We start from the raw sequence: 26302 nt of genomic DNA on the forward strand, positions 1-26302 counted from the left end.
CCTAACCCGGCAGTAAGGCAGATTTCATTCGGGGCATCGACAGCGCGATCGATAGTGCTGCACGGCTGATAGCCATCACGACAGTCCAGCCAGCCGGGCCGCGCGTGGCCAGAAGATCCGGTCGTGCCGTGGCGCTGCAGTCGGCGGAATGACGAGGGTGGTATGTTCGCGAAAGCGGGCCTGGGGCAGGTCACGCAGCGGCATGTTCTCTGCTCGAACCGCCTCGATGGGCAGCTGGGCCGCTTCGTAGAGGATGATTTCGGTGTCACTGTGGTACCAGCGCCGCAGCTTGTCGACCAGCAGGGCCAGGCGGACGGGGTCGGGTTCGAATCCCGTACACTCGAGATTACCGGTCAGGGCAACCTGCCACAGGAGCAACAGCGCCGAGGGATCGATGCTGTGTTCATACACCAGAAACCGGGTCGCCTCGAATGAATGGACACCGGAGGCTCCGGGATCGATGCCAAGGTCGGCATACAGGCAGGCCTCTGCCGATATTCCCGGTTCCATGCGGGCGACGCCACCGGCTTGCCGGGTGGCCTCGATGACGCGGTGCGACACTTGCGCGTATACGCCGGGATGACCATAAAAGACGGCGCATACGCGCAGGCCGGCCCGTACCGGCTGCATGATCGCCGTCTCCATTTCACAGTAGGATTGGCGCCGGTCCTTGGTGTCGGCGTAGCAGCCGGCCAGATTGATCAGGTCCGGGCGAAGGTCGCGCAGTGATCGCAGCGCCAGCGGATCGGCCAGCGCAAACACCGCGTCGGCAGCCTCGATTTCCGACAGCGCGCGCCGGCTGATGTGGCGCGCCATCTGGATCCCGCAGCCGACGACGATCAGCCGGCCAACCGCACTCATGTCGCACCGGGCCGTGCGGCGATCACAACGCTATCCCGGCCACGGTGCTTGGCCTCGTAGAGTGCCTGGTCGGCTCGCTCGCGCAGGGCCTCGAGCGGTTCGTTGCGGGTCCGTTCGGCAATGCCGAAGCTCATGGTCAGCGGTCGGCCCTTGGCGCCATAGTCGATTTCCGATAGCTGCTGCCTGAACGTCTCGACGGCGTCGAGTGCCTGTTCAAGGTCGGCGCCGTTCAGGCAAACCGCGAACTCCTCGCCGCCAATTCGCCCGATGCAGGGCGCCGGGTGAAACGCACGGCGCAGTGCGTCGGCTACGAGACGCAGAGCCTCATCACCGGCCAGGTGGCCATGTTCATCGTTAACCTGCTTGAAGTAGTCGATATCGGCCAGGATCAGAATCAGCGGCTGATCCTGGCGATGACACTGATCGATCATTGCCCTTGCAGTATCGAAAAAGCGCGTATGGTTGCTCAGGCCGGTCAGGCCATCCTGGCGTGAAAGGCGCCGGAAATGCCGACGTTCGCGCAACACGTGAATCAACAGCAGGGCCAGGATCACGAACAGGAAAGCGGTAAACGCATAAACCAGCCAGCGCAGCCGCAGCTGGTTTCGCCTTGACTCCCGCTCAAGTGAAACAACCCGGTTCTGTTCGCGCAGCAGGGCCAGCTCCTGTTCGCGCGAGCGCATGTCAAAGGCGACCTGCAGATGGGCCAGCTGGCGGGCGCGCTCGAGGTCAAGAAAGCGCCTGTAGGCCTCGAGCCGCTCGTTCATGTGTCTCAGGGCCTGTTCATGGTTTCCCCGGTCAGCCTGCATGGCACCGAGCATTTCGTGGGCTTCGGCCAGGTAATCCCAGGCTTCATCGTGCTCGAGCGGGCCAAGCGCGTCCTGAAGCAGTTCCTGCGCACGCGTCCATTCGGCGCGTTCCCAGTGCAGCCGGGCCTTGTAGAACTGCGCTTCGGCCAGCCCGAATGCCCAGTCGCTCTCCCGCAGCCGCGAAATGGCCTGCTCGAACAGGGCTTCGGCCCGGTCGTAATCGCCCCTGGCACGCAGCAGATCAGCCAGCCCGCTCTCGAGTGTGCCGACAACCAGCTGATCGTTGACTGCCAGGCAGCTCGACAGCGCTTCCCGATAATGCAGCTCTGCCAGCTCGGGCATGCCGGCAGTCTTGTAGACGAAGGCAAGGCGGCCCTGATCGATACACAGATCGCGCCGGTTTCCGTGAGTACGGGCCATTTCAACGCCGCGCTGGCCGTAGTCTATGGCCTGTTCGGTCTCCCCGATCTTGGCGTACACATAGGCTGCCAGGCTGAATGGTGCGAGCCGTGATTCTCCGGGCTCCAGATCCTCGGTCAGTTCCAGTGCGTGACTGAGGAAGCCAAAAGTCTGTTCCCAGCGACGCAGCAGCATCGCCACATTGGCTGCCAGGCTATAGACCCGCAGGCGTTGCTCGTCGGTCAGCGGCTGATTGAGCAGTGATCCCAGCGTCTCGAGCGCGGCATCGAACTTGCCGGCCAACGACTGGTTGCGGGCCTTGATCAACCAGAATTCAGCTTTCTGCGCGGGAGTGGCCTCGTCGAGTCGAGGCTGGATTTCATCAAGCAGTGCCTCCGATTCAGTCCACGGGGCGGTGACGCTGCGCTGCCTGGCCTGCTCCAGAAGCCGGCCAACGGAATCCTCGGCCGGCGCCGCAGCGGACATCAGCCAGAGCAGGACCACAAGCATGCAGACCAGCAACGGCCGACACGCGGACGCCGGCTGGCTCAGACATGGTGATCGGGTCAGTCGCAAGCCTTGATCGTGCTGTTGGACTTCAGCTTGTCGAGACCGCTGAGTTTGCGTATCGTGTCGAGATCCTTGTCGAGCATGGCGCGGATCTCCTCCTCCGTGAGACCGCGTTCCTGCATCACTGTCTTCGGATCGGCGACGTATGCGTCATGCAGCTTGGCGTTTTCGCCAAGCTCCATGAGCAAACGAGTCAGTTCGGACATGCTAGGCTCCCTTGTAGTCGCCCCGTGACCGGCAATGCCGATCCTTTGGGCACGGGTAACGATTATACGCACATGGGTATGGCTGCGGGGATAGCGATGATGGAGAAACACGACAGTGCCGCGTCTTCTGCTCAATCTGCGTGACGTGCCCGACGACGAGATCGATGACGTGCTGGCGCTGATGGCCGGGCATGATATCGAATGCTATGAAACCCCCCGGGGTCCCTTCGGGATTACCGCTGGAGCGCTCTGGCTTCGTCGCGCCGCCGACTACCCGCGTGCGCGCGAACTCATGGATCAGTACCAGCATGAGCGCACCGAGCGAGCGCGGGCGCGCCGGCAGGAGGCTGCGTTGCGCGGGGATGCCGACACGCTCTGGTCTTATGCGCGCCGCCATCCGCTGCGCGTCGTTCTGGTTCTGGCCGGGTCGCTGTTCGTGCTGATGGTCCTGTTTGCGCCGCTGATCGAGCTCGCCGGCGCGCACTGATCAGTCCTTTGCAGCGGTCAGGACGGTCAGTACGGCCTGGCCGTACTTGGCCTGCTTGTGCTGGCCGATTCCGCTGATCCTGCCGAGCTCGTCAAGGGTCCGGGGTCGCCTGGCGGCGATCGCCGCCAGAGTGGCGTCGTGAAAGATCACGTAGGGTGGAACACCTTCCGAGCGGGCGGTTTCGAGTCGCCACTGCCGCAGCGTCTGCCACAGCGGCGAGCTGGTATCGGTGGATTCAGATGATTGGTCGGCCGACCGGCCCGAGCGGGCCGGCCTCGGGTCGCGGCGCATGCGGATGGTCTGCTCTCCGCGCAGCAGCGCCCGACAGCGCTCGGACAGCTGCAGGCCGCCGTGACCCTGCGGGTCGGGCACGAGCTGGCCGGCGGCCAGCAGCTGGCGAAAGACCGAGTGCCAGGTGCGTTTGTCGATGTCTTTGCCAATACCAAAGGTGCTCAGTCGGTAGTGGCCGAGCTGTTCGGCGCGCTCTGTGCACCGGCCGGTGAGTACGTCGATGACGTGGCCGGCACCGAATCGCTGGCCGGTACGAAAGACGCATGACAGTGCCTTGCGCGCGGCTTCGGTTGCGTCCCAGGTCTTGGGCGGGTTGAGACAGTTGTCGCAGCGTTCGCAGCCGCCGGGATGGTCCTCGCCAAAATAGCCGAGCAGCGCCGGGCGTCGACAGCCCGCTTGTTCGCAGTAGGCCAGCAATGCCTCCAGACGCTCGCGCTCGAGGCGCTGCTGGGCCGCGGCTGCTGTCGAGCTGGCCTGCAGCTGGCGAATGCGCACGACGTCAGCCAGACTGTAGACCATCCAGGCGTCCGCTTCGAGTCCGTCACGGCCGGCTCGCCCGGTTTCCTGATAGTAGGCCTCGATGCTTCTGGGCAAGTCGAGGTGCGCAACAAAGCGGACGTCGGGCTTGTCAATGCCCATGCCGAACGCAATGGTCGCGCAGATGACAATACCGTCCTCGTTGAGAAAGCGATCCTGAACGATCTGGCGCCGCGTGCTCTCCAGTCCGGCGTGATAGGGCAGTGCCGCCAGTCCGGCGGCATTGAGCCACTCGGCAGCCTGTTCGGCCCGCCGCCTGGACAGGCAATAGACGATGCCCGACTCGCCCCGGTGCCGGCCGTTGATGAAGTCAAGCAGCTGACGGCGGGCGTTGTGCTTGAGGGCGACAGTGTAGTGGAGGTTGGGGCGATCGAAGCTGTCGATGAATGTCTCGGCTCCATCGGCCAGCAGGGTGCGCCGGATGTCGTCGCGGGTGCGGTCGTCGGCGGTGGCGGTCAGCGCCACCCGGGGAACGTCCGGAAAGCGCTTGCGCAGAGCGTCGAGCTTGAGATACTCGGGCCGGAAATCGTGTCCCCACTGGGACACGCAATGGGCCTCGTCGATCGCGAACAAGGCCAGTCGGGTGCGTTCGAGCAGCCGTAGCGTCGACTCGCGCAGCAGACGCTCCGGCGCAATGTAGACGAGCTCGAGGTCGCCCTCGGCCAGCCGTTGCTCAGTGCGCTGCAGCGCGCGGGCATCGAGCGATGAATTGAGTACTGCCGCTGCCACGCCGTTGTGCCTCAACGCCTCGACCTGGTCGCGCATCAGTGCGATCAGCGGCGAAACGACCACGGCGGTGCCGGGCCGCATGAGCGCCGGAATCTGGTAGCACATCGACTTGCCGCCGCCGGTGGGCATCAGCACCAGCGCATTGTCTCCGGCTGCCACGGTGGCAATGATGCGCGCCTGCTGGCCGCGGAATTGTGGGTAGCCGAACACCTCACGCAGGAGAGTCCGGGCATCGCTTGGACGATCCCGGGCCGGCGTGAGGATCAGCGAACGGTCCTGCCGCGACATGCGATGGACTCTACCAGATCGATCATGTGCGCATTAAAGCCGGCCAGGTGCAGACGGCTCAAGGGGCTTGTGAACACGCCGGATGGGCGCGTTTTCGCCGGCAGAGCCGCATCCATCGGGCGCTTGCTGTCACTCGGGCCGCCTCCCTGGATTCTCGACTTTTCCGGCTGAAACGCGCTCCGCGAAGGGTGATTCAGAGGCTCCCCAGCTGCTCGGCGGCCCGGACCGCACGGCGGCGGCGACTGTCAAGCTCGCTGCTGCCGATCGCGCTGCGGCCTTCGAACTCCGGCCAGCCCTGGCCGTGCCGACGACACAACGCGGCCAGCATGTGAGCGTGATGCGGCGAGTCGTTGAGGCACGGAATATAGTCCAGTGACCGGCCGCCTGCGGCCAGAAAGGCCTCGCGGTTTTCGTGTGCAATCTCGTCGAGGGTTTCAAGACAGTCAACGGCGAAGCCGGGGCAGATCACCTGGACCCGTCCGACGCCTTCGCGAGCCAGTGCCCGGAGCGTCTCGTCCGTATAGGGCCTGAGCCATTCGGCACGACCCAGTCGGGACTGGAAGGTGACGATCCAGTCGCGCCTGTCCAGTTCGAGCCGCTCGGCGATACGACGTGCGCTGGCCTGGCACTGGCAGTAATAGGGATCGCCGGCCATCAGATTGCGCCGGGGAATGCCATGGAAGGAAAACACCAGCCGCTCTGGCGATCCATGCTTGTCCTGATAGGTGGTAATCGAATCGGCCACGGTGTCCTGCCAGGCCGGATCGTCGTGGTAGTGCGTGATGAAGCGGAATTCCGGCAGCCAGCGTATCCGTTCAAGCGTCCGGCTGACGCGGTCGAAGACCGACGCGGTGGTCGTTGCGGAATACTGCGGATACAGCGGCAGCACCAGCAGCCGCTGAATGTTGGCGGCGCGCAGGCCGCTTAGGGCGCGTTCGATCGACGGCTGGCCGTAATTCATGGCCAGCATGACGCGGACTTTCGGCAGGGTGGTCTGCAGGGCCTGCTCGACCGCGCCGGCGAGGGCCCGACTGGTGACCAGCAGGGGGAGCCGTGCTCAGTCCAGATTCGTGCATAGGCGCGCGCCGAGCGCGGTGCCCGAAACGGCAGGATGATGCCGTTGAGTATGCACCACCACACCGCCCTGGGCAGTTCGATGACGCGCCGATCAGACAGAAACTCCCGGAGGTAGGGCCGCAGGGCGCGCGCTGTTGGCGCCTCCGGGGTTCCCAGGTTAACCATCAGCACGGCGGCCCGGGGAGCCGAGGCGTGGGCCGGTTCATGCTCGACGTCGGCCAGGGTGGTGATCAATGGTTCGGGCTGCTCCATGGCCAGGCGATTTCCAGCGGGTTCAGCCTGCATTCTACGCCGAGCCTGTCACCTGGCTGTGGTCACCGCCAGGGCAAGCGTCGCCTGGGGCCGCCAGCGCCAGGAATGAGCCAGGCTGCCGGCCAGTATGAAGAATTTGCGGATTCTGGTATGATCGGGGGCGTCGGAGACTATAACGATACACAGAAATCAAGTTGCCATGCGCCCCCGCACGACCACAATCCGGTGTGTGTTGCTGTCCGTATCCCTCGCGGCCAGCGTCGTGGCATGGGCGCAACCGGAAGGCTACGCGATCAACACCCGCGGTGATTTTTCCGACAGCAGCCAGGTTGGCGCGCTTTGGTCCATCGACCTGTCCACCGGCGAAGCGGATCTGGAAGGACGCAGCCGAATCAGCAATTATCTGTTCATCGAAGGCCTTGCCTTCGGTCCGGATGACAGGCTTTACGGCACCGACGACGACACCAATTCGATCGTTCTGGTTGGCACTCAAAGCGGTAACGCAGTGCCGCTGGGCGGTGCCGGCCAGTTCGAGAACAACATGGGCCTGCCTGCCGGCAACCATGATTTTGGCGCGACGTTTACCTGCACCGGTGAACTGCTGGTGTCTGCGGACTCGCCGAGCCTGGGACAGGTCCTGTACCAGGCCGACCTTGAGACCGGCGAACTGACCCTGATTGGTTCCCTCGGGATTCCGATCGTCGATCTGGCCAGTATCGGAGATACGGTCTACGGTATCGGACGGGGCATCAACGGTGACGGCCAGACCGAGGCGCCGAATCTGTACCGGATCGATCCGGAGACGGCTGACAACGTGCTGGTTGGTGGCCTGGGTGATGCCGCCGGGACCTACAACAAGGCCGGTCTGGCTGTTGATGCCGACGGCGTGCTGTGGGGCGTTCTCGAGCGACGTGACCCACGTAACCCGGCTGTTTCTATCGCCAGCCGTATCGTGCGCATTGATCCGGCCAGCGGTGCCGCCGAAGCGGTCAGTGATGCATGGGTTGCCGGTACCGGAGAGCCGCTGGTCGGAATCGAATCGCTGGCGATTGCACCACCGGGTCAATGCCAGGGCGCGCCCGTTTTCGAGCCGGTTGAAGTGCCGTCCGCCTCTCTCCCGGCGCGCCTGGTGCTGCTGATCCTGCTGGCTGCCTTGGGCGTGGTTCATCTCGGACGGTTGCAGGGCTGATACACTGGCGGCTGGTCACGCTGACCGGTTTCCGGGAGAACGACTATGGGCATTGGCAATATCGGCTGGTTCCAGATTCTCGTTATTTTGCTGATCGTTCTGCTGATTTTCGGTACCCGGCGTATTCGCACGCTGGGCAGCGACCTCGGTGGCGCGATCCGCGAATTCCGAAAAGGGGTGAGTGACGACGAGCCGGGTGACCAGTCCACATCACAGCGGACAACGGATTCCGATTCAAGCGAGCGCTCTGCATCCGGCAAGAGCGACTGAGGCGTGGGCGGCATCGGCTTCAGTGAGCTGCTGCTGCTGGCGCTGGTTACGCTGCTGGTTGTTGGACCCCGGCGGCTGCCGGAAATGGCCCGGCTGGCGGGACAGTGGTCGCGCCGTGCTCGCAGCGCCTGGGAAAGTCTGCGCTCGGAGTTTCAGGTCGAGCTGGATCGTGACCACAATCAGCGCGTGCTCGATGCCGAGCGCCGCGCGGCCGAGGCCGAAGGCCAGACTGATGCCGACGCGCCAGTGAGTTCGCATGACCGAACGACCCCGGACTGATCCCGAGCTGTCGCTGATTGATCATCTGCTGGAGCTGCGCAGTCGACTGCTGCGGGCGCTGGCAGCCGTTGCCGTGGTCCTGCTGGCGCTGGCGCCGTTTGCCCGGTCTCTTTACAGTTTGCTGGCCGAGCCACTCGTCCGCCATCTGCCGGCGGGTGCCAGCATGATTGCCATTGACGTCGCCTCGCCGTTTCTGGCCCCGTTCAAGCTGGTGCTGATCCTGGCGGTCCTGGTGGCGATGCCGGTCGTGCTCTACCAGCTGTGGGCATTCGTTTCTCCAGGCCTTTACCGGCACGAACAGCGGCTCGCGCGACCGCTTCTTTTCATGGCGGTGGCCCTGTTCTATGCGGGCTGCGCGTTTGCCTACTTCGTGGTCTTTCCAATCGTGTTCGCGTTCTTTGCGGGCATGGCGCCGGAAGGCGTGGCGATGATGACCGACATCAACCGCTATCTGGATTTCGTGCTCACCCTGTTCCTCGCCTTCGGGATTGCCTTTCAGGTGCCGGTCGCCATCATCGTACTGGTGGCGCTGGGTATCACGACGCCGCAGTCGCTGTGCCGGATGCGTGGCTACGTGATCGTCGGTGCGTTTACCGTGGCCATGCTGATTACGCCACCGGACATGATCTCACAGACCCTGCTGGCCGTCCCCGTGCTGGCGCTCTACGAGCTTGGCATTGTCGCCGCGCGGATCATGACCAGCCGGACGGCGCACGAAAAGGGTCAGGCCAGCAATTGATCATCCTTTGCCACGGGTGAGGAATCGATGGGGCCGAACACATCCCGGAACGCGACGTATTGGGTGCCGACCATGAGCATCTGAATGAACATCGCGGTGACGATGAGCACAACCTGGCCGATGTACTGCCCGAGGGTGCCGAGCGCCAGGCTGAGGAAAAGCAGCAGAACCATCAGCACCAGCGCCGCGGCGACTGCCAGCCCGATCACCGCCAGTCCCAGGCCGAGAAACGCCGCCCAGTTGGCCAGCGCGGCGCGCAATCCGGTCACAAGCGCCCTGGGCGCCGAAAGGCGCCCGAAGGCAACCAGCGGGATGGCGAAATACATGATCGTGATGACCGCGGCCAGGACGGCAGCGGCCAGCACCAGGCCGCCCCCGAGCGAGACTTCACCGAGCAGCTCGGCCAGCGCTTCGGGCGAGCGCATCGCGGCCTCGAGCTGATCGGGCGTCACCTGGGTCCCCAGCCAGCCGGCCAGAACAGCAAAGGCAGCCACGCTGCCGATGAGGCCAAAGGCGCCGATCCATATCAAGGCGGTGCGTCGCGACGCTGGCTGCCACGCAGCCAGAAGGGTCGAAGGTGGCGGCCGACTGCCGGTAGCCACGGCGTGGAAGGCGAGCAGTGCACCGGCCGTCAGCAGCGGAGTGAGCAGCGCGACGACCAGCTGCCCGGCCACGGGGATCAGGGCCAGCATGGAGACAAGCAGCCAGACTGCGGCGACGCCGGCCAGCGGCCGCAGGCCGCGTGCCAGTAACTCGCCGCCGGCCGGCAGCCATCCCAGCCCGCGCGCGAAGCCGGCGCGGCGATAGCCTTGCCCGTTCATGAATCGCGGCGCACGGCGCAGGCCAGCGCGCTGTCTCGGGACCAGGCCGTGGCCCCTTCCAGTGCCGCGGGCACGGCCTCCGGCTGATCGACCCTCTGCCACATGTCCAGGTGGGTGCGGTTCATGAAGCGTTGCTCGACGCTGTACTGCATGAACTGGAGCAATCTGTCATAGTAGCCGTTAACGTTGACCAGTATGATGGGACCAAGGAACTGGCCGAGGCGCTTGAGCGTCATGGCCTCGAACAGTTCTTCAAAGGTGCCGCAGCCGCCGGGCAGGGCTATGACGGCGTCGGCTTCGGCCAGCATCCGGGCCTTGCGCGTACGCATGTCTGCCACCACTTCCAGACAAGTGAGGCCGCCGTGTCCCCGTTCGACCCGGGTGAGAAACTCCGGAATGATGCCGTGCACTTCGCCGCCCGCGGCCAGCGCGCCGTCGGCCAGGGCACCCATCAGTCCGGTGCTGCCGCCGCCGTAAACAATGCGCAGACCGGAAACGGCCAACAGATGCCCCAGCCGGTTGGCGGCTTCAGTGTAGGTGGCATCGAGCGCCTGGCTTGATGCGGCGTATACCGTGACACAATGAACCGGCATGAATGATTCGGAGCACCAGGAAGAGATGAGCTTTCATTGTAAACGTACTCCGGCTGCGCTGGGGTTGCTTGTGCTGCTGCTGACAGGATGCGGTGATGGTGTAGAGGAGGCGGCCGTTGAGCTGTCGCCTGGCCAGGAGCCGTACCTGCGTTACTGTGCCTCCTGCCATGGCAACCAGGGCGAGGGACGGGGGCCGTCGTTTCCGCCGCTGGCCGGCTCGGAGTGGATGGAGCTGCCTGAAGAGGCGCTGGCCGCGATCGTGCTCTACGGACTGCGCGGAGAGATCGAGGTCGCCGGGCAGCGTTATCGCGGTTACATGCCGCCGCTGTCGCATATCAGCGATACGGATGTCGCGTCGATCATCGCCTTCATCAAGACGCAATGGGGCGACCGCGAGGTTGAACCCGATGTGGATGGGGTCGCGCGCGCGCGTGCCGAACTGTCGGGAATGCGCCCGCTCGAAGGCCGGCCGGGCGTCGAAGACGCACTGGAGTCACTGCAGTGAACATGCCGCCAATCCAGCCCGGCCGCGCCACCTTGCCGGCCGCGATGATCATTCTGGGGGTGACGGTCGTTGCCTATTTTATCCAGCAGACCGCGCTCAATGAAGCGCTGAGGCTGTTTGCGCTGTGGCCGCTGGCCAGTTCATCCGAGCTGCCGGCCGGCCTCGGTGTCGGATTCGCTCCCTGGCAGCTGGTGAGCTACGGTTTTCTGCACGGCGGCATTGCGCACCTGTTTTTCAACATGTTTGCGCTCTATATGTTCGGCCTGCCGGTTGAGCGGGTCTGGGGCATGCGACGCTTCGTGATCTATTATTTTGTCTGCCTGGTCGGTGCCGGTCTGGTGCAGCTGCTGGTCGCCGCAATGGCCGGTGAGATCTACCCGACGATTGGTGCATCGGGCGCGGTGTTCGGCGTGTTGCTGGCCTACGGTCTGATGTTTCCCAACAGCACCATCGTGCTTTTGATTCCTCCGATACCGATCAAGGCCAAGTACTTCGTGGTCGGCTATGGCCTGCTGACGCTGCTGTTCGGGATGACCGGCACGATGTCCGGTGTGGCCCATTTCGCCCATCTCGGCGGCATGTTGTTCGGTTTCGCCCTGATCGTGTACTGGAGCAGCCGCAAGGGGCGTCGGCGCTAGTATTAACCCGGCACGAATGCGATCTACATTCCTGCCGGGTTAATAGTAGGCAAGCCAGTCACGCGCTCTGAGGTAGTCGCACAGAAGCGCTTCCGCGCTGCCCGGTTCGGGCTGCCAGTCATAGCGCCAGCAGGCCACAGGCGGCAGACTCATCAGTATGGATTCGGGGCGCCCGCCCGACTGCAGCCCAAACAGCGTGCCGCGGTCATAGATCAGGTTGAACTCGGCGTAACGGCTCCGGCGATGGCGCTGGAAATCGATCTCGCGCTGGCCGTAGGCGTGCTGCTTGCGCTTCTCGACGATCGGCGGGTAGGCGCTGAGGTAGCCCTCGCCAACGGCGCGCAGGTAGGCAAAACAGGTCTCGAACGTCCAGTCATTGAGGTCGTCGAAAAACAGGCCGCCGATGCCTCGGGTTTCGTTGCGGTGTTTCAGGTAAAAGTACTCGTCGCACCAGCGTTTGTGCTCGGCGTAGACGTCTTCGCCGAATGGCGTGCAGAGGTCGCGGGCGGTTCGGTGCCAGAAGCGGCAGTCCTCATCGAAGGGATAGCAGGGAGTCAGGTCGAAGCCGCCGCCAAACCACCATATCGGCGGTTTACCTGGGGCTTCGGCGACGAAAAAGCGCACGTTGGCGTGACTCGTGGGCACGTAGGGGTTGACCGGGTGCATGACCACGGAAACGCCGAGTGCGCGGAAGCGGCGGCCGGCCAGACCGGGTCTGCGGTCACTGGCCGCGGCGGGCAACCTGGCGCCGTGGACGTGGGAGAAGCTGACACCGCCCTTCTCGAACACTGCGCCGCCTTCGATCACGCGCGTGCGTCCGCCGCCGCCTGCGGCGCGCTCCCATGTATCTTCATGGAAGGATGCCTGCCCATCAATGGTTTCGAAAATGGCACACAGACGATCCTGCAGGTCGAGCAGGTAGTGCCTGATGTCCTCGAGGTCCGATTCGCAGTAAGACATCTGGAAACCTTCCTGCCTGAGCGGTGGCGTGGCGCGAACCGACCGACCCGTCGCTGAGCCAGCCATTGGCGTTTCAGCCCGAGGCGGCATTCTTTTTAGAGGTTTTCTTCCTGGCCGATTTCTTCTTCTTCGAGGCCTTCTTCTTCGATGCTTTTTTCTTCGCTGCTTTCTTGCCGCCGGTCTTCCGCTTGCCGAACTTGCCGCGGCGGCCTTTCGGCGGCGCCTCGGCCAGCAGCTTCCGGCAGTCCTCGAGGGTCAGCCCTTCCGGCTCGACGTCTTTGGGTACGCTGGCGTTGCGTTTGCCGTCGGTTACAAACGGACCATAACGCCCCTTGAGTACCTGGATCCCGTCATCGCCGAAGTCCCGAATGACGCGCTCCTTGAGTTGCTGCTTGTGCTCGGCGATCAGCTCCAGGGCCTGCTCGAGGGTGATTTCGTGCGGATCATGCTGTTTGAGCGATACGAAGTGGCGCTGGCCGTAGCGGATGTAGGGGCCGAAGCGGCCGATATTGGCCTGGACCGGCTCTCCCTCGGGTGTCTCGCCCAGATTGCGCGGAAGCTTGAACAGCTCCAGTGCTTCGTCGAGCGTGATGGTTTCCATCTTCTGGCCCGGTCGCAGGCCGGCGAACTGCGGTTTTTCCTCGTCCTCGGCACTGCCGATCTGGGCGAACGGTCCGTAGCGGCCGAGCCGCACGATGACCGGCTTGCCGGTTTTCGGATCGGTACCGAGCTCGCGAGCTTGCTGAGCCTCCTGGCGGCTCACTGTTTCGTCCTTTTCCCGGACCCGTTCGATAAACGGTTTCCAGAACTCCTCGAGCAGCGGTATCCAGTCGTGCTCGCCGCGCGAAATGGCATCGAGTTCGTCTTCGAGTCGGGCGGTGAAGTCGTAGTCGACATAACGCTCGAAATGCTGCGCCAGGAATTTGGCAACGACGCGACCGGTGGCGGTTGGAGTAAATCGGCGCTTTTCAAGCTCGACGTACTCTCGATCCTTGAGGGTCTGGATGATGGATGCATAGGTCGACGGTCGACCGATGCCGCACTCTTCGAGCGCCTTGACCAGGCTGGCCTCCGAGAAGCGTGGCGGTGGCTCGGTGAAGTGCTGCTCTGGCCGGACCGCAATCAGAGGGATCTCGTCGCCCTCGCCGAGTTCCGGCAGCCGCGTGTCGCTCTCGCTGCGCCCATCCCGATAGACCCGCAGAAAACCGGGTTCGATCAGCGTCGACCCGGATGCGCGAAAGCAGGCCCGGCCGACGTCGAATTCGGCGCTGACCGTATCGTAGATGGCGGCAACCATCTGGCTGGCAACCGCCCGGTTCCAGATCAGCTCGTAGAGGCGATACTGGTCGTCGCTCAAATGGCTTCTGAGTCGGATTGGGGTCAGCGCCGCCGATGTCGGGCGGATGGCTTCGTGCGCCTCCTGCGCGTTTTTCGACTTCGACTGGTAGTAGTTGGGCTTATCAGGCGCCAGCTGGCTGCCGAATTCGCGCCCGATGACCGAGCGGATTTCGCTGATTGCCTCGCTGGCCAGAGCGACCGAGTCGGTGCGCATGTAGGTGATCAGACCCTGGTTGCCGCTGCCGATATCGACGCCTTCATACAGCTGCTGAGCGATACGCATCGTGCGCTGCGTGGTGAAACGCAGACGGCGCGCCGCTTCCTGCTGCAGCGTGGATGTGATGAATGGCGGTTGCGGTCGGCGCTGGCGCTGGCTTTTCTTGACCCGGGCAACCCGTAAATGCCCTTCGGCATCGCGTTCGACCTGCTGGCGGATGAGGTTGGCATCGGCTTCGTTGCCAATGTCGAACTGCTCAAGCTTGCGCCCGTCGAGGCGCGTGAGACCAGCGCTGAAGGCATCGTCCTCGTTGGTACCGAGATCCGCTTCAATGGTCCAGTATTCCCGGGCCTCGAATCGCTCGATTTCCTCCTCGCGCTCGACGATCATGCGCAGTGCCGGCGACTGCACGCGGCCCGCCGACAGGCCGCGCCGCACCTTCTTCCACAACAGCGGCGAGAGATTGAATCCGACCAGATAGTCCAGGGCCCGCCGCGCCTGCTGGGCGTCGACCAGTGAACCCGACAGATCCCGCGGCTCGTTCATGGCCCGCTTGATGGCGCGCTGCGTGATTTCCGAAAACACGACCCGGCGAATCGGCTTATCGCTGCTGATGCCGCGCTCTTTCAGGATTTCGGCGATGTGCCAGGATATGGCCTCGCCCTCGCGGTCAAGGTCGGTGGCCAGGTAGACCGCATCGGCCTTGCGGGCTGCAGCGACGATCCGGTCGACGTGCTTTTTGTTGCGCTCGATGATGTCGTAGCGCATGGCGAAGTTGTTGTCCGGGTCGACAGCGCCTTCTTTGGGCACCAGGTCACGGATGTGCCCATAGGAGGCCAGCACCTGGAATTCCGATCCCAGGTACTTGTTGATGGTCGTCGCCTTGGCCGGCGACTCGACAATGAGCAGGTTTTTTGCCATGTAAACTTAACTGGTTGCTCGGCTGCATGCCCGGCCGCGGCGGGTGGCCGCCGCGCGGCCGTTCAGAGTCGATCCCGGCATCAGCCAGGCGTCGTCGCGTGGCCGGCACTTCAGTGCCGGAATTCTCCTTCCTCGTCAAACATCAGATCCTCCATCCACGCGTAGTTGGCCTCCTGGCCGGGCTGATTGAACAGCACCATCAATACCACCCACTTGACGTCGCCGATGCCGATCTCGGCGCTGTCGAGCGCGGCAAGCCGGTCGATGACCATCTCGCGCCGTGGCGGGTCCAGAACGCCAACGTTTTCCAGATACAGAAGGAAACCGCGCGCATCGACATCGAGCCGTCGCATCTCCTCGTTGGTGAATACCCGCAGCGGATTGCGCTCATGGCCGTCGATTTCCGGCAGCCTGCGCTGCTCCGCGAGGCCGTCCAGCCAGGCAAAGGCGCGCTCGATCTCGCCGCTGGAAAAGCCGGCTTCCTCAAGGCTGTCGCTGAGCTCCTCGCGATCGGGTTCTGCCTCGGGCTCGTCATAGATATAGTTCTCGAACAGGTACATCAGCAGGTCGAGTACGTTTTCCTTCATCCACTCCTTCCTCAGGCATTGCGACTGTAGCGACCGCCAGCATGAGCGACGACTGCGCCGTCGAGCTCGAGCATCAGCAGCATGGAGGATACCGCCGCGGGCGTCAAATTGGAACGCTCGATGATCGTGTCGACCGGCGTGGGGTCAAAGCCGATCACGTCGAGCAGTTGCTGATAGTCGGGATCTGAGAGGATATGCGGCAAGTCGGGTGATTCATCAAGGCCTTTGTCGTTTCGGCCGCCGTCGAGCTCAAGCAGATGCTCGAGTGCACCGGCCAGCTCCTGTGCCAGCGGTGCCAGGGCCTCGATAACTTCGTCGGCCGACTCGGTCAGGTGCGCACCATCGCGAATAAGCCGGTGGCAGCCGCGCGCCTGCGGGTTGTGCACCGAACCGGGAATGGCAAATACCTCCCGGCCCTGCTCGTTCGCCAGGCGGGCGGTGATCAGAGAGCCGCTGCGCAGTCCGGCCTCGATGACCACGACCCCGAGGCTGGCGCCGCTGATGATGCGGTTGCGAGCCGGAAAATTGCCCGGCAGGGGCGGCGTGCCGGGCGGAAAGCTGCTGATCAGGGCGCCACCCTCGAGAATGTCCTCGGCCAGACGGCGATGGCGCGCCGGATAGACGCGGTCGGGGCCGGTTCCGGCCACGGCGATCGTCTGCCCGCCGGCATCCAGGCAGCCGCGGTGGGCTGCGCCGTCGACGCCTGCGGCCAGGCCACTGGTGATCACGAAGCCGGCGCGGGCCAGCCGATGGGCAAAGGACCCGGCGTGATCGAGACCGCCGCGCGTTGCGCTGCGACTGCCGACAATGGCGATCTGTGGCCGCACCAGCACATCCGGCTGACCGGCCACGAACAGCGCCAGGGGCGGGTCGGGAATGCGTTGCAGCAGGGGCGGATACAGCGGATCGTCGCGGGTGATGAGCCAGTGATGGTCGGCCTCGAGCCAGCGCAGGCATCGCTGCATGGCGTTTGGGTCGGGTCGGCGCAGCGTTCTGATCAGTGCATCATCGAGACCGGCCGAGCGCAGCGTTTCGTCACCCGCCGAGGGCCAGTCCAGTGGATCGGGGAGGATTGCCTGCAGACGCTCAAGCCGGCGCGGGCCGAGCCCCTCGGTCAGTACCACGCGCAGCCAGGCTTCAGCTCGTTCCGGTTGTGGCACGGTGCTGACTTGGTGCGTTGCCCGTGCCGGGCGAGGCGATGCCGCCGCCCGGCGCAGGAGATCGCGGACTCAGAGCCGGCGATCCGGGTGATCGAGACGGTCGCCTTCGCTGATCGGGTGCGTGCTGCCCTCGAGCACAATGGCGTAGCTGACGCGGTCGAATGCGCGAAAGACCATGACCTGACCCGCATACTCGTCGGGCAGGGTGACGAAGCTGCGGTCGCGCTCTTCGCTCTGGGTCAGATAAACGGCACGGTAGCGCTGCGTGTCGCTGATCGTCTCGCCGGGACGAAACGCCGAGAAGGTATGTCCGGGCTGCACGCCGTCGACCTCGCCCAGGTTGATGGCAATGATCTGGTAGTGACCGGCCCCGAACCGGTTCTGCGCCACCGCCAGCACGCGCGCCCGCTCGGGAACGCGGTCCATGGCGCGCGGGAAGAAGCTGGCATCGTAGATGTGATCGTCAAGCGGCAGCACGACGTCGCCCGCGCCCACTTCACGCCCGCCTTCCATGATTTCGAGGATGGTCGGATCACCGGCCTTGAGAACGCGCGCGCGAGCCGACTCCCAAAGCTCGTAGCCGACGATTGGATAGTCGAAGCGTTCGAGGCGACCGAACGTGGTCTTCCACACCGCGCCGGAGGGGCGCACGGAGGACGGCACCTGCGCCTTGTTGAGCCGTACGATGTTTCGCCGCAGCGGGTTATCGCGTCGGGGCTGTTTGCTGCGGTCCTCGAACTGATGCAGCGGGCGGGCAATGATGACCTCTGCGCCGACGCGCGCATCGGTCATGCCGCGCACGTAGGTGCGGTCCCCGGGCCCGGCGTAGATGCGCTGCTCGTTGTTGGCCACCACGTAGGGCAGGGACTCGTATTCCTCGGCCGACACGACGCGCGGCCGCGTCAGGAAGGATTCTATGGCGTCGAAGGGAATCGTCGTAATCGGTCCCTCAATGGACTCGCGACGCACCTCCGGTGACAGACGGCGGATCGAATCGTCAACCGCGTCGCTGACGGTCAGGCGCGGCTCGCCGCCGACGAATACCAGCGAGATGACGTCACCGGGGTAGATCCGGTGCGGGTTGTCGATCTGGGGATTGGCGTGCCAGATGGCCGGCCACTGCCAGGGGCGCGTCAGGAAGCGTCCGGCAATGTCCCACAGCGTGTCACCTTCCTGCACCACGTACTCTCTGGGATGGTCTTCACGCAGCTCGACGTCCTGGGCCTGCAGACTGAACGCCAGCAGCATGGCGATGGTCAAAAACACGAAGCGTTTCACGGAGTCACTCCCTCCAGCAATGCCCACGGGCTTGATTTTCTGAAGACTATCATAAACATTATCATTGTAAAACGCACGCTTAAGCGGTATTTCTAAACTCATGTCAACACTCGACATCCTCGAATACCCCGATCCGCGCCTCCGGCGCGTGGCAAAACCGGTCGAAAAGGTCGGTGAACGCGAACGCCAGCTGGCCGCCGATATGCTTGAGACGATGTACGCCGAGCGCGGCATCGGCCTGGCCGCGACCCAGGTCAACGAGGGCATCAGGCTGGTGGTCATGGACCTCAGCGACACTCGCGATGAGCCGCGCGTGTTCGTCAACCCGGAAATCACCGAAGCCTCCGGAAGCCAGCGCTGCGAGGAAGGCTGCCTGTCCGTTCCCGGCGTCTATGCCGAGGTCGAGCGCGCCGACAGCGTGCGGGTGCGGGCGCTCGATCTCGATGGTGATGTGTTCGAGCTGGATGCCAGTGGTCTGCTGGCGGTCTGCATCCAGCACGAGATCGACCATCTCGACGGCAAGGTATTCGTTGACTACTTGTCACCTCTCAAGCGGCGCATGGTCGAAAAGCGATTGCGCAAGCAGCAGCGCGATAAAGTCACTGCCTGATGGTGCGGGTGGTCTTTGCCGGTACGCCGGCGTTCGCGGTGCCGGCGCTGGCTGCATTGCTTGACCATCCGCGCTGCGAGGTGGTCGCCGTGCTGACCCAGCCTGACCGGCGCGCCGGTCGTGGCCGCAAGCTGCGACCGGGTCCGGTCAAGCAGGTCGCCGAGGCGGCTGGCATCGCGGTTTTCCAGCCCGAGCGACTGAGCGGCCGACATGCGCCATCGGCGCTGCTGGCCCGGGACATTGATCTGCTGGTCACTGCCGCCTACGGGCTGCTGCTGCCATCCCGGGTGCTGGACTGGCCGGCGCTGGGCTGCTGGAATCTGCATGCTTCGCTGCTGCCGCGCTGGCGCGGCGCCAGCCCGATCCAGCAGGCCATACTGGCCGGTGACCGCTATGGCGGCATATCGCTGATGAAAATGGACACCGGGCTGGACACGGGCCCGGTGATTCTGCAGTCGCCGCTGGCGATCGAAGACGAGGAGACGGCCGGTGAACTGCACGATCGGCTTGCGGCCCTGGCCGCCAGTCTGCTGCGGGCGGCCATCGACCGGCTCGACGCCGGGACGCTGCCGGTCGGAGCGGCTCAGGATGACCGCCTGGCCACGCATGCACCACTGATCCGGCGCGAGGATGCGTGGCTGGACTGGCGGGCGCCGGCCGACAGTCTGGCGCGGCGGGTGAGGGCGTTTCATCCCTGGCCGGTCGCGTTTGGCGAGATTGAGGAGACGACGTTCAGGATTCATCGCGCCCGGGCAGCCGATGGGAGCGCGCAACCCGGTGTGCTGATCGGCGGCGCTGGCCGGGATGTCGTCGCTGTCGGCTGCGGTCAGGGTGTGCTCGAGATCCGGGAGCTGCAGGCCCCCGGCCGTCGTCGGGTGTCGGCCCGCGACTGGTGGAACGCGCGTTCGGCCGGATCGCAGTGACGGTCGCCGGAGCGCTGCCGCGAAGCGTTGCCGCCAGGGCACTGGCGTCGGTGCTCGATCAGGGCCGGGCCCTTGACGAAGTGCTCGGCGAGATGCTCGCCGCGTGCGCCGATAGCCGCGATCGGTCGCTGGTCAGGCGTCTGTGTCACGGTGTCCTGCGCGACTGGCCGGCACTCGACCGGCTGATCCGGTTGCTGTCCAAGCGGCCGCCGCGCGGCCGGCAGCGGGTGATCCATTTCCTGCTCGCCGTGGCGCTGCAGGAGCTGCGCGATCGGCGTGAACCGGCACCTGCGGTAGTGCATGCGGCCGTTGCCGGGGCGCGCGTGCTGTGCGGGGAGCGGGTGACCGGTGTGGTCAACGCTGTGTTGCGGCGCTATTTGCGCGAGGCTGCCGAACTCGAATTGCCGGTTGACGACGTGGTGCTGACCACGGGTTACCCGCGCTGGCTGGTCGAGGCGATCGAGAAGGACTGGGGCGAGCGCTCAGCGCTCATCCTGGCTGCCGGCAACCAGCCGCCGCCGCTTTGGCTGCGCGTCAATCGGCGCCGGCTTTCGGTGGGCCGGGCGCAGGCTTTACTGGCCGAAGCCGGTCATGACGCGCACCGGATCGCGGGCTTTTCTGATGCACTGCTGCTGGCCAGGCGGGCTGCAGTCAGCGACCTGCCCGGCTTCACCGAAGGTCACCTGTCGGTGCAGGATGGCGCGGCCCAGCTGGCAGTGGACTATCTTCGTCTGGACGATGCCCGGACCGTTCTCGACGCATGCGCTGCACCGGGCGGCAAGACCGCGCACCTGCTTGAACGCGCCGATGTCGAAGTGACCGCTGTCGAAATCGATGTTCGGCGCATGCGCCGGATGCGGGCCGGTCTGAAACGCCTCGGGCTGCGCGCCGATCTGGTCGTCGGCGATGCGGCCCGGCCAGAGGACTGGTGGGACGGGCGGCGTTTCGACCGGATCCTGGTCGATGCGCCGTGTTCGGCGACTGGCGTCATGCGGCGGCACCCCGACATCCGCTGGCTGCGTCGGCCGGACGATATCGGACGCCTGGTCGGGACGCAGCGCCGTCTGCTCGATGCGCTGTGGCCCCTGGTGCGCCCTGGAGGTATCCTTGTCTACGCCACCTGCTCGGTGCTTCACGCGGAAAATGCCGGGCAGATCCAAGCCTTTCTGGAGCGCCATGCCGATGCCCGAGCGATGGAAGATTGCGCCTGCCCCGGCCGGCCGCCGCCGGCCGGGCCTGGTCGTCAGCTGCTGCCGGGCGACCATGATTGCGATGGTTTTTATTATGCTGCCGTTGAGCGCCTGCCGGACTGATTCCACCCCCGACTGGCGCGTGGCGCTGGAGTCGATCCAGGTGCAGCGCGCCGCTGGGGAAATCGAGGTCAGGGCCGGTATTGAACTTCAGCCCAGTCCGGCGATGCTCGAGGCGCTCGAGCGCGGCGTGACCCTGACGTTGCTGGTCGCGCTGCGTGCGCCCTCGGGCCCGGTCTGGCTGCCGGGCCTCGATGAGCGCCGCCGTCATCGACTGGAGCTCAGTTACCTGCCGCTGAGCCGACATTACGAGCTGGTGGACCTGCACAACGATCGCCGCAGCACGTATCCTCGTCTGAGCATGCTGCTTGACGCGCTGCGGCGACCGCGATCATGGTCGATCCCGGTCGACAGGGGCGATGACCCGGCGCGTGTTCACGCCCGCATCCAGCTTGACCGCACACGGCTGCCCTCACCGATGCGGCTGCCCACCTGGTTCAACCGGCAGTGGCGCCTGTCGAGTCCCTGGTACGAGCTTCCGCTGGCTGATCCGGCGGTCCTGGACAGCGCCGATGCTCGGTAGGCGCGGTCGGCGCCGAATCCTGCGCGCGCTGCCGCTGGCGGCAGTGCTGCTGCTGTTGCTTACGGCCCTGTATCTCGTCTCCACGGTCGAGCAGGAAGCCACCCAGCTGGGTCGTCTGGCCCAGTGGATTCTGGTTCTTGCCGGTGCTGCGGTGGTCGTGCTGATGGGCGTGATCATCGGTCGCATCGTGCGCCTGGTCAGCCGTCTCAAACGCGGCGAGCCCGGCAGTCGGCTGACCGCCCGCCTGGTGATCGTGTTTGTCAGCCTGACCCTGCCTCCGGTTGTCATTCTGTTCTTGTTTTCGATCCAGTTCATTAGCGATACGATCGACGGCTGGATGGATGCAGACGCTGAGCATGCGCTGGCCAACTCCATCGAACTGGGCCAGATGTTCCTGAGCCTGCGAACCCGGGATGTCAGAAACGAGATCGACCGGCTGTCATCGCGGCTCGATGTGGCCGACGAGGACCGTCTGTTCGAACAGCTGCTCAGTCAGGTCCGCTCAGCCGGTCCGACCGAGCTGTCGGTGCTGGATGCCTCCGGTCGTGCCCGGGTCACCGCAAGCATCGAGCCGGGCCGGATCGTGGCCGACCGCCCCGGGGATTTCGCCCTGGCGCAGGCCCTTCAGGACGAGGAGTATGCCGCGGCCGAGCCGGCCGCGGATGGCATCCAGATCCGGGTGCTCAGACAGCTCGAGCCGGCCGTGTTCGGTGGCGGTGCGCTGGTGCTGCAGGCCATCTATCCGCTGCCCGAAGAGTTCAGCGAGCTGGCCGAAGGGATCGAAACCGCCTATCACCGTTACCAGAACGTGACCTACCTGCGGGGTCGCCTCCAGCAAAGCCTGGTGCTGATCCTCTCGCTGGTGCTGCTGCTGACGGTCTTGCTGGCCATGCTGCTGGCGTTCAACGCCGCCCGCCGGCTGACCCAGCCGATTCGCGAACTGGCCGAGGCCACCGAGGAGATTGCCGCCGGGCGATTTCCCGAGGATCTGGAGGTCACGACCCGCGACGAACTCGGCTTTCTGGTGCAGTCATTCAACACGATGACCCGGGAGCTTGACAGTAGCCGACAGCAGCTTGAAGCGCAGCGGCGCTATCTCGAGACCGTGCTCGGACGACTGTCGGCCGGTGTCATCGCCATTGATGCCGGCGAGCGCATCACCGCATTCAACGCCTCGGCACTGGCCATTCTGGGGCTTGATGCGGACATGATTCGCGACCGTCCGCTGTCGGAGATTGAAAACGCGCACCCGAGCCTGGCAGCCCTGTTCGATGCGGTGCGCAACCGGCGTTCCGCGCCCGCAAGCGACTGGCGCCAGGAGATCAAGCTCGAGCGCGACAGCCGGCCTCTGGTGCTGGTGTGTCGTGGTTCCGACCTCCCCTCGGAGACCGGTGGCCATGTGGTCGTATTTGACGATGTCACCGTGCTCGATCAGGCCCAGCGCGACGCGGCCTGGGCCGAAGTGGCGCGGCGACTGGCGCATGAGGTCAAGAATCCGCTGACCCCCATTCAGCTGGCCGCCGAGCGCCTGGCCCACAAGCTCGGCCCGGCGCTCGAGCCGCCTGAGCGCGAGCTGCTTCAGCGGGCGACCGGAACCATCCGGGGGCAGGTCGACGCGCTGCGGCGGCTGGTTGACAGTTTTGGCGATTATGCCCGACCCGCGCGGCTGAAAAGCGAGCCGGTTGCCATTGAGCGGCTGGTTGGCGATGTTGTCGATCTCTACGCCAGCGGCGAAATGCCAATCGACTTCCAGGTCGATATCGATCCGTCCACGCCCGAGGTGCGGGCAGACCCGGGCCAGTTGCGACAGCTTCTGATTAACCTCGTGCGCAATGCCCAGGAAGCACACCCGCACGGCCAGCCGCAGGTTCGGATCAGCGCGGCCGGGGGTCGGCATGGCGATCAGGATGGTGTGACGCTGCGGCTTGGCGACAATGGCCCGGGTTTTGCCGCGGACATCGTTGATCAGATCTTCGAGCCCTACGTGACCACCAAACCACGCGGTTCGGGGCTGGGACTGGCCATCGTCCGCCGAATCGTCGATGATCACGGCGGTATGATCGAGGTGGCCAATCCGCCGGGCGGCGGGGCGGAAATCGTGATCTGGCTGCCCTCGGCATGAGGGTCAGGGTCGAGTGCGCTATGCTTGGCCCGAGGCACAGTGAGTCATGCAACAATAGCGGCCATGTCTGCAGCCCGAATCCTGATTGTTGACGACGAGCCCGATATCCGGGATCTGGTCGGCGAAATCCTGGCCGACGAGGGACACGAAGTGGCGTTTGCCGCCAACGCGGCCGAGGCGCGCGAGGTGCGCAGTCAGCAGCCGCCCGATCTGATCCTGCTCGACGTCTGGATGCCCGATACCGACGGCATCAGCCTGCTTCGCGAGTGGCGCGATTCCGGTACGCTGGACTGTCCGGTGGTGATGATTTCCGGCCACGGCTCGGTTGAAACCGCAGTCGAGGCCACGCGCCTGGGGGCGTTTGACTTCGTCGAAAAGCCGGTGTCCATGGCGCGGCTGACCGTTACCGTCGAGAATGCCATCGAGTCCGGGCGGCTGCGGCGCGAGAACGAGGGCCTCAAGCGCAGTCAGCCATCGGTCATCGAGCCGATCGGTCGTTCATCGACCGTGCAGCAGCTGCGGCAGCGGCTCGAGCGAATTGCAGCCCATGATGCGCCGGTGCTGATTACCGGCGAACCGGGTGTCGGCAAGCAGGATGCGGCGCGCTGGATTCATGCCCATTCGAGGCGCAGTGCAGCGCCGTTCGCGGCTGCCGCTACCCGACTGGAAGGGGCCTCATGGTCGACCCTGCTGCTCGGTAACAGCCAGCGCCAGGGGCTGCTGGCCGAGGCCCAGGGCGGTGTGCTGTTCATCGACGATGTCTCGCGTCTCGATCGCCCGGCACAGTCGGTTCTGCTGAAGGTGCTCGAAAGCGACCGCCTTGACCCGGACAATTCCGAAAGCAGCGGTCTCGACATGCGCCTGATCGCCGGTACCGGTGAGCCGCTGGAAAAGATGGTGCGCGAGGGGCGTTTCGACGAGACGCTGTTCTACCAGCTCAACGTGCTGCCGCTCGAGATTCCGCCGCTGCGCGATCGGCAGGAAGACGTGCCTGATCTGGTGCGCTTCTACGCCGAGTATTTTCCGGGCCGGGATGGCATGCCATACCGGCATTTTTCGGTTGCTGCGCAGAATCGCCTGCGCCAGTATCACTGGCCCGGCAACCTGCGCGAACTCCGGAATCTGGTCCAGCGACTGCTGATTCTGGGCGGAGGGGAGGAGGTGACGGTCGCCGAGGTCGAAGAAGCGCTGGCCCAGTCCGATACGGGTGAGACGGTTGGCGACCGCAAGATGCCGGCGCTCTATAATCTGCCGCTCAGGGAGGCGCGCGAGGAGTTCGAGCGACAGTATCTGACTTTCAAGCTGCAGTCGGTTGACGGCAGCGTCGGCAAGCTGGCCGAAGTCGTCGAGATGGAGCGCACCCATCTCTACCGCAAGCTCAAACAGCTCGGAATCGACCCCAAGCAGGTCTGACCAGGGGCAACGACCGCCATGCAGATCATCATCCTCGGGGCTGGGCAGGTAGGAACAGGCATGGCGCACAGCCTGTCGGCCGAAGATTTCGACATCACGGTTGTCGACACCAATCCCGAGCGGTTGCGCGAGCTGCAGGAAAAGCTCGATATCCGAACGGTGCTCGGCCATGCGGCGCATCCGCATACGCTGATTCAGGCCGGAATCGAAGACGCCGACCTGCTGATCGCTTTGACCAACTCCGACGAGACCAATATGGTGGCCTGCCAGGTGGCCTATTCGCTGTTCAACACGCCAACCAAGGTCGCGCGGGTGCGCGCGGCCGATTACCTGGCCTATCCCGAGTTGTTCACGCGCGAGCACACGCCCATTGATGTGCTGATCAGTCCCGAAAAGCTGGTAACCGATCACATCCAGCGTCTGATCGAGTATCCGGGTGCGCTCCAGGTGCTTGATTTCGCGGACGGTCGGGCCCAGCTCGTTGCCACCCGGGCATTCCATGACGGCCCGCTGGTCGGGCACGCGCTGAAGTCATTGCGCGACAAGCTGCCGGCCGGTGTCGACGCGCGAGTAGCGGCCATTTTCCGGCGCGACGAGCCGATCATCCCGGAAGGCGATACCGTCATCGAAGTCGACGATATCGTGTTCTTTCTTGCCGCCCGTGACGATATACCGGTGGTCATGCGCGAGCTCAGACGCATGACCGAGCCCGGCCATCGCATCCTGTTGGCCGGCGGCGGCAATATCGGTGCCAGCCTGGCCCGTCGCCTCGAGCGCAGCCATCACGTCAAGCTGATCGAACGCGACCCGGTGCGTGCCGAGCGCATTGCAGAGGATCTCGACACCGCCATCGTTCTGGTCGGCGACTGCGCCGATGAGGACCTGCTGCACGAGGAAGGCATCGATGAGATTGACGTATTCTGCGCGCTGACCAACGACGACGAGGCCAACATTCTCTCGTCCATGCTGGCCAAGCGCATGGGCGCCGACAAGGTCATTACCCTGATCAACCGGCCAGCCTACGTCGATCTGGTCGAGTCCGATCGCATCGACGTCGCCGTCAGCCCCCAGCAGGTCACCATCGGCGCGCTGCTGACCCATATTCGCAAGGGGCACATGGTGCGCGTGCATTCGCTTCGGCGAGGCGGGGCCGAAGCGATCGAAGCAGTGGCGCACGGCCGCCCCGGCCAGTCCCGGGTCGTCGGCAAGCGCATCGAGGAACTGGATCTCCCGCCGGCCACCACGATCGGCGGTATTGTTCGTGGCGAACAGGTCATCATCGCCCACCATGATGTGGTCATCGAGCCCGACGATCACGTAATCCTGTTCGTAGCCGATGCCCGCTCCATCCGCCGTGTCGAACGCCTGTTCGCCGTCGACGTCGTGTTCGTGTGAGCCGG

General features: G+C 64.8%; 25 protein-coding genes and 1 pseudogene. 14 read left to right on the plus strand and 12 right to left on the minus strand.

Going from position 1 to position 26302, the window contains the following annotated elements; all coding sequences use genetic code 11:
• Positions 1–75: 75 nt before the first annotated feature.
• From HND55_02195 to HND55_02205, 3 genes are read right to left on the minus strand one after another with little or no spacing between them, the layout of a single operon-like run.
• Positions 76–861 (minus strand): hypothetical protein, encoded by a 786-nt coding sequence (locus HND55_02195; protein QKK01565.1) that lies wholly within the window; start codon positions 859–861, stop codon positions 76–78.
• Positions 858–2579: a diguanylate cyclase gene (locus HND55_02200; GenBank protein ID QKK01566.1), complete on the minus strand. Its 1722-nt coding sequence runs from the start codon at positions 2577–2579 to the stop codon at positions 858–860. Before HND55_02200 ends, HND55_02195 begins: the two co-directional genes overlap by 4 nt.
• Before the next feature lie 56 nt (positions 2580–2635).
• Positions 2636–2845, minus strand: a complete 210-nt coding sequence (locus HND55_02205) for a hypothetical protein (protein ID QKK01567.1) — start codon at positions 2843–2845, stop codon at positions 2636–2638.
• 115 nt (positions 2846–2960) lie between these two features.
• Here HND55_02205 and HND55_02210 point away from each other — a divergent pair, with 115 nt between their 5' ends.
• Positions 2961–3332: a hypothetical protein gene (locus HND55_02210; GenBank protein QKK01568.1), complete on the plus strand. Its 372-nt coding sequence runs from the start codon at positions 2961–2963 to the stop codon at positions 3330–3332.
• On the opposite strand, the gene recQ is transcribed toward HND55_02210, so the two are convergent.
• Together recQ and HND55_02220 are read right to left on the minus strand one after the other, a co-directional pair.
• On the minus strand, positions 3333–5177 hold the full coding sequence (recQ, locus tag HND55_02215) for a DNA helicase RecQ (GenBank protein ID QKK01569.1): 1845 nt from the start codon (positions 5175–5177) through the stop codon (positions 3333–3335).
• A 193-nt stretch (positions 5178–5370) separates the two neighbouring features.
• Positions 5371–6506: pseudogene (locus HND55_02220) on the minus strand (ferrochelatase).
• Between the two features lie 199 nt (positions 6507–6705).
• Between HND55_02220 and HND55_02225 the strand changes: the two are divergent.
• From HND55_02225 to tatC, 4 genes are read left to right on the plus strand one after another with little or no spacing between them, the layout of a single operon-like run.
• Positions 6706–7695, plus strand: coding sequence for a hypothetical protein (locus HND55_02225; GenBank protein QKK01570.1), 990 nt, complete (start codon positions 6706–6708; stop codon positions 7693–7695).
• 45 nt (positions 7696–7740) lie between these two features.
• The gene (gene tatA, locus HND55_02230; GenBank protein ID QKK01571.1) at positions 7741–7965 is read left to right on the plus strand and encodes a twin-arginine translocase TatA/TatE family subunit; all 225 of its coding nucleotides are present in this window, start codon (positions 7741–7743) and stop codon (positions 7963–7965) included.
• Positions 7966–7968: 3 nt separating this feature from the next.
• Complete coding sequence (gene tatB / locus HND55_02235) at positions 7969–8244, plus strand: twin-arginine translocase subunit TatB (GenBank protein ID QKK01572.1); 276 nt, start codon at positions 7969–7971, stop codon at positions 8242–8244.
• Entirely contained in the window at positions 8222–8983 is a 762-nt protein-coding gene (gene tatC, locus HND55_02240; protein QKK01573.1) for a twin-arginine translocase subunit TatC, read from the plus strand. The genes tatB and tatC overlap by 23 nt, the downstream gene beginning before the upstream one ends.
• Here tatC and HND55_02245 read toward each other — a convergent pair.
• Positions 8968–9804 carry a hypothetical protein gene (locus tag HND55_02245; GenBank protein QKK01574.1) on the minus strand — a complete coding sequence of 279 codons (837 nt, stop codon included), beginning with the start codon at positions 9802–9804 and terminating at the stop codon, positions 8968–8970. The genes tatC and HND55_02245 overlap by 16 nt on opposite strands.
• Positions 9801–10397, minus strand: coding sequence for a TIGR00730 family Rossman fold protein (locus tag HND55_02250; GenBank protein QKK01575.1), 597 nt, complete (start codon positions 10395–10397; stop codon positions 9801–9803). The genes HND55_02245 and HND55_02250 overlap by 4 nt, the downstream gene beginning before the upstream one ends.
• On the opposite strand from HND55_02250, the gene HND55_02255 reads away from it, so the two are divergent.
• Both HND55_02255 and HND55_02260 read left to right on the plus strand, forming a co-directional pair.
• Positions 10396–10902: a cytochrome c gene (locus tag HND55_02255; protein QKK01576.1), complete on the plus strand. Its 507-nt coding sequence runs from the start codon at positions 10396–10398 to the stop codon at positions 10900–10902. The two genes, HND55_02250 and HND55_02255, sit on opposite strands and share 2 nt — an antisense overlap.
• 2 nt (positions 10903–10904) lie before the next feature.
• Positions 10905–11540, plus strand: a complete 636-nt coding sequence (locus HND55_02260; GenBank protein ID QKK03956.1) for a rhomboid family intramembrane serine protease — start codon at positions 10905–10907, stop codon at positions 11538–11540.
• Between the two features lie 39 nt (positions 11541–11579).
• Here HND55_02260 and hemF read toward each other — a convergent pair whose 3' ends face one another.
• The 5 genes from hemF to HND55_02285 all read right to left on the minus strand — a co-directional run bounded on the left by hemF (position 11580) and on the right by HND55_02285 (position 18001).
• Positions 11580–12500, minus strand: coding sequence for an oxygen-dependent coproporphyrinogen oxidase (hemF, locus tag HND55_02265; GenBank protein ID QKK01577.1), 921 nt, complete (start codon positions 12498–12500; stop codon positions 11580–11582).
• A 73-nt stretch (positions 12501–12573) separates the two neighbouring features.
• A complete protein-coding gene (locus tag HND55_02270; GenBank protein ID QKK01578.1) occupies positions 12574–14976 on the minus strand; it encodes a DNA topoisomerase I in 2403 nt (800 codons plus the stop codon).
• 110 nt (positions 14977–15086) lie between these two features.
• A complete protein-coding gene (locus HND55_02275) occupies positions 15087–15563 on the minus strand; it encodes a DUF494 domain-containing protein (GenBank protein QKK01579.1) in 477 nt (158 codons plus the stop codon).
• Positions 15564–15574: 11 nt separating this feature from the next.
• Complete coding sequence (gene dprA / locus HND55_02280; protein ID QKK01580.1) at positions 15575–16723, minus strand: DNA-protecting protein DprA; 1149 nt, start codon at positions 16721–16723, stop codon at positions 15575–15577.
• A gap of 69 nt (positions 16724–16792) precedes the next feature.
• Entirely contained in the window at positions 16793–18001 is a 1209-nt protein-coding gene (locus HND55_02285; GenBank protein QKK01581.1) for a LysM peptidoglycan-binding domain-containing protein, read from the minus strand.
• Between the two features lie 100 nt (positions 18002–18101).
• On the opposite strand from HND55_02285, the gene HND55_02290 reads away from it, so the two are divergent.
• From HND55_02290 to trkA, 7 genes are all read left to right on the plus strand, one after another.
• Complete coding sequence (locus tag HND55_02290; protein ID QKK01582.1) at positions 18102–18611, plus strand: peptide deformylase; 510 nt, start codon at positions 18102–18104, stop codon at positions 18609–18611.
• A 2-nt stretch (positions 18612–18613) separates the two neighbouring features.
• Entirely contained in the window at positions 18614–19534 is a 921-nt protein-coding gene (locus HND55_02295; GenBank protein ID QKK03957.1) for a methionyl-tRNA formyltransferase, read from the plus strand.
• Positions 19504–20847 carry a 16S rRNA (cytosine(967)-C(5))-methyltransferase RsmB gene (rsmB, locus tag HND55_02300; GenBank protein ID QKK01583.1) on the plus strand — a complete coding sequence of 448 codons (1344 nt, stop codon included), beginning with the start codon at positions 19504–19506 and terminating at the stop codon, positions 20845–20847. Before HND55_02295 ends, rsmB begins: the two co-directional genes overlap by 31 nt.
• Positions 20819–21367: a DUF4390 domain-containing protein gene (locus HND55_02305; protein QKK01584.1), complete on the plus strand. Its 549-nt coding sequence runs from the start codon at positions 20819–20821 to the stop codon at positions 21365–21367. The genes rsmB and HND55_02305 overlap by 29 nt, the downstream gene beginning before the upstream one ends.
• Complete coding sequence (locus tag HND55_02310; protein ID QKK01585.1) at positions 21357–23489, plus strand: HAMP domain-containing protein; 2133 nt, start codon at positions 21357–21359, stop codon at positions 23487–23489. Before HND55_02305 ends, HND55_02310 begins: the two co-directional genes overlap by 11 nt.
• A gap of 63 nt (positions 23490–23552) precedes the next feature.
• The gene (locus HND55_02315; GenBank protein QKK01586.1) at positions 23553–24902 is read left to right on the plus strand and encodes a sigma-54-dependent Fis family transcriptional regulator; all 1350 of its coding nucleotides are present in this window, start codon (positions 23553–23555) and stop codon (positions 24900–24902) included.
• Between the two features lie 18 nt (positions 24903–24920).
• Positions 24921–26297, plus strand: coding sequence for a Trk system potassium transporter TrkA (gene trkA, locus HND55_02320; GenBank protein QKK01587.1), 1377 nt, complete (start codon positions 24921–24923; stop codon positions 26295–26297).
• The last annotated feature ends 5 nt before the right edge of the window (positions 26298–26302 follow it).

The organism is Pseudomonadota bacterium, from assembly GCA_013285445.1.
In the GTDB taxonomy this organism is placed as follows: Bacteria; Pseudomonadota; Gammaproteobacteria; order Xanthomonadales; family Wenzhouxiangellaceae; genus Wenzhouxiangella.

Bases quoted from the DNA above. Each gene is read 5' to 3' on its own strand.
- HND55_02250 (QKK01575.1), bottom strand. From the start codon at position 10,397: ATGCCGGTTCATTGTGTCACGGTATACGCCGCATCAAGCCAGGCGCTC.
- HND55_02275 (QKK01579.1), bottom strand. From the start codon at position 15,563: ATGAAGGAAAACGTACTCGACCTGCTGATGTACCTGTTCGAGAACTAT.
- trkA (QKK01587.1), top strand. From the start codon at position 24,921: ATGCAGATCATCATCCTCGGGGCTGGGCAGGTAGGAACAGGCATGGCG.
- HND55_02305 (QKK01584.1), top strand. From the start codon at position 20,819: ATGCTGCCGTTGAGCGCCTGCCGGACTGATTCCACCCCCGACTGGCGC.
- HND55_02290 (QKK01582.1), top strand. From the start codon at position 18,102: ATGTCAACACTCGACATCCTCGAATACCCCGATCCGCGCCTCCGGCGC.
- HND55_02260 (QKK03956.1), top strand. From the start codon at position 10,905: ATGCCGCCAATCCAGCCCGGCCGCGCCACCTTGCCGGCCGCGATGATC.
- hemF (QKK01577.1), bottom strand. From the start codon at position 12,500: ATGTCTTACTGCGAATCGGACCTCGAGGACATCAGGCACTACCTGCTC.
- tatC (QKK01573.1), top strand. From the start codon at position 8,222: ATGACCGAACGACCCCGGACTGATCCCGAGCTGTCGCTGATTGATCAT.
- recQ (QKK01569.1), bottom strand. From the start codon at position 5,177: ATGTCGCGGCAGGACCGTTCGCTGATCCTCACGCCGGCCCGGGATCGT.
- HND55_02270 (QKK01578.1), bottom strand. From the start codon at position 14,976: ATGGCAAAAAACCTGCTCATTGTCGAGTCGCCGGCCAAGGCGACGACC.
- HND55_02315 (QKK01586.1), top strand. From the start codon at position 23,553: ATGTCTGCAGCCCGAATCCTGATTGTTGACGACGAGCCCGATATCCGG.
- HND55_02200 (QKK01566.1), bottom strand. From the start codon at position 2,579: ATGCTTGTGGTCCTGCTCTGGCTGATGTCCGCTGCGGCGCCGGCCGAG.
- HND55_02310 (QKK01585.1), top strand. From the start codon at position 21,357: ATGCTCGGTAGGCGCGGTCGGCGCCGAATCCTGCGCGCGCTGCCGCTG.
- HND55_02225 (QKK01570.1), top strand. From the start codon at position 6,706: ATGCGCCCCCGCACGACCACAATCCGGTGTGTGTTGCTGTCCGTATCC.
- HND55_02195 (QKK01565.1), bottom strand. From the start codon at position 861: ATGAGTGCGGTTGGCCGGCTGATCGTCGTCGGCTGCGGGATCCAGATG.
- HND55_02255 (QKK01576.1), top strand. From the start codon at position 10,396: ATGAATGATTCGGAGCACCAGGAAGAGATGAGCTTTCATTGTAAACGT.
- HND55_02205 (QKK01567.1), bottom strand. From the start codon at position 2,845: ATGTCCGAACTGACTCGTTTGCTCATGGAGCTTGGCGAAAACGCCAAG.
- HND55_02245 (QKK01574.1), bottom strand. From the start codon at position 9,804: ATGAACGGGCAAGGCTATCGCCGCGCCGGCTTCGCGCGCGGGCTGGGA.
- tatA (QKK01571.1), top strand. From the start codon at position 7,741: ATGGGCATTGGCAATATCGGCTGGTTCCAGATTCTCGTTATTTTGCTG.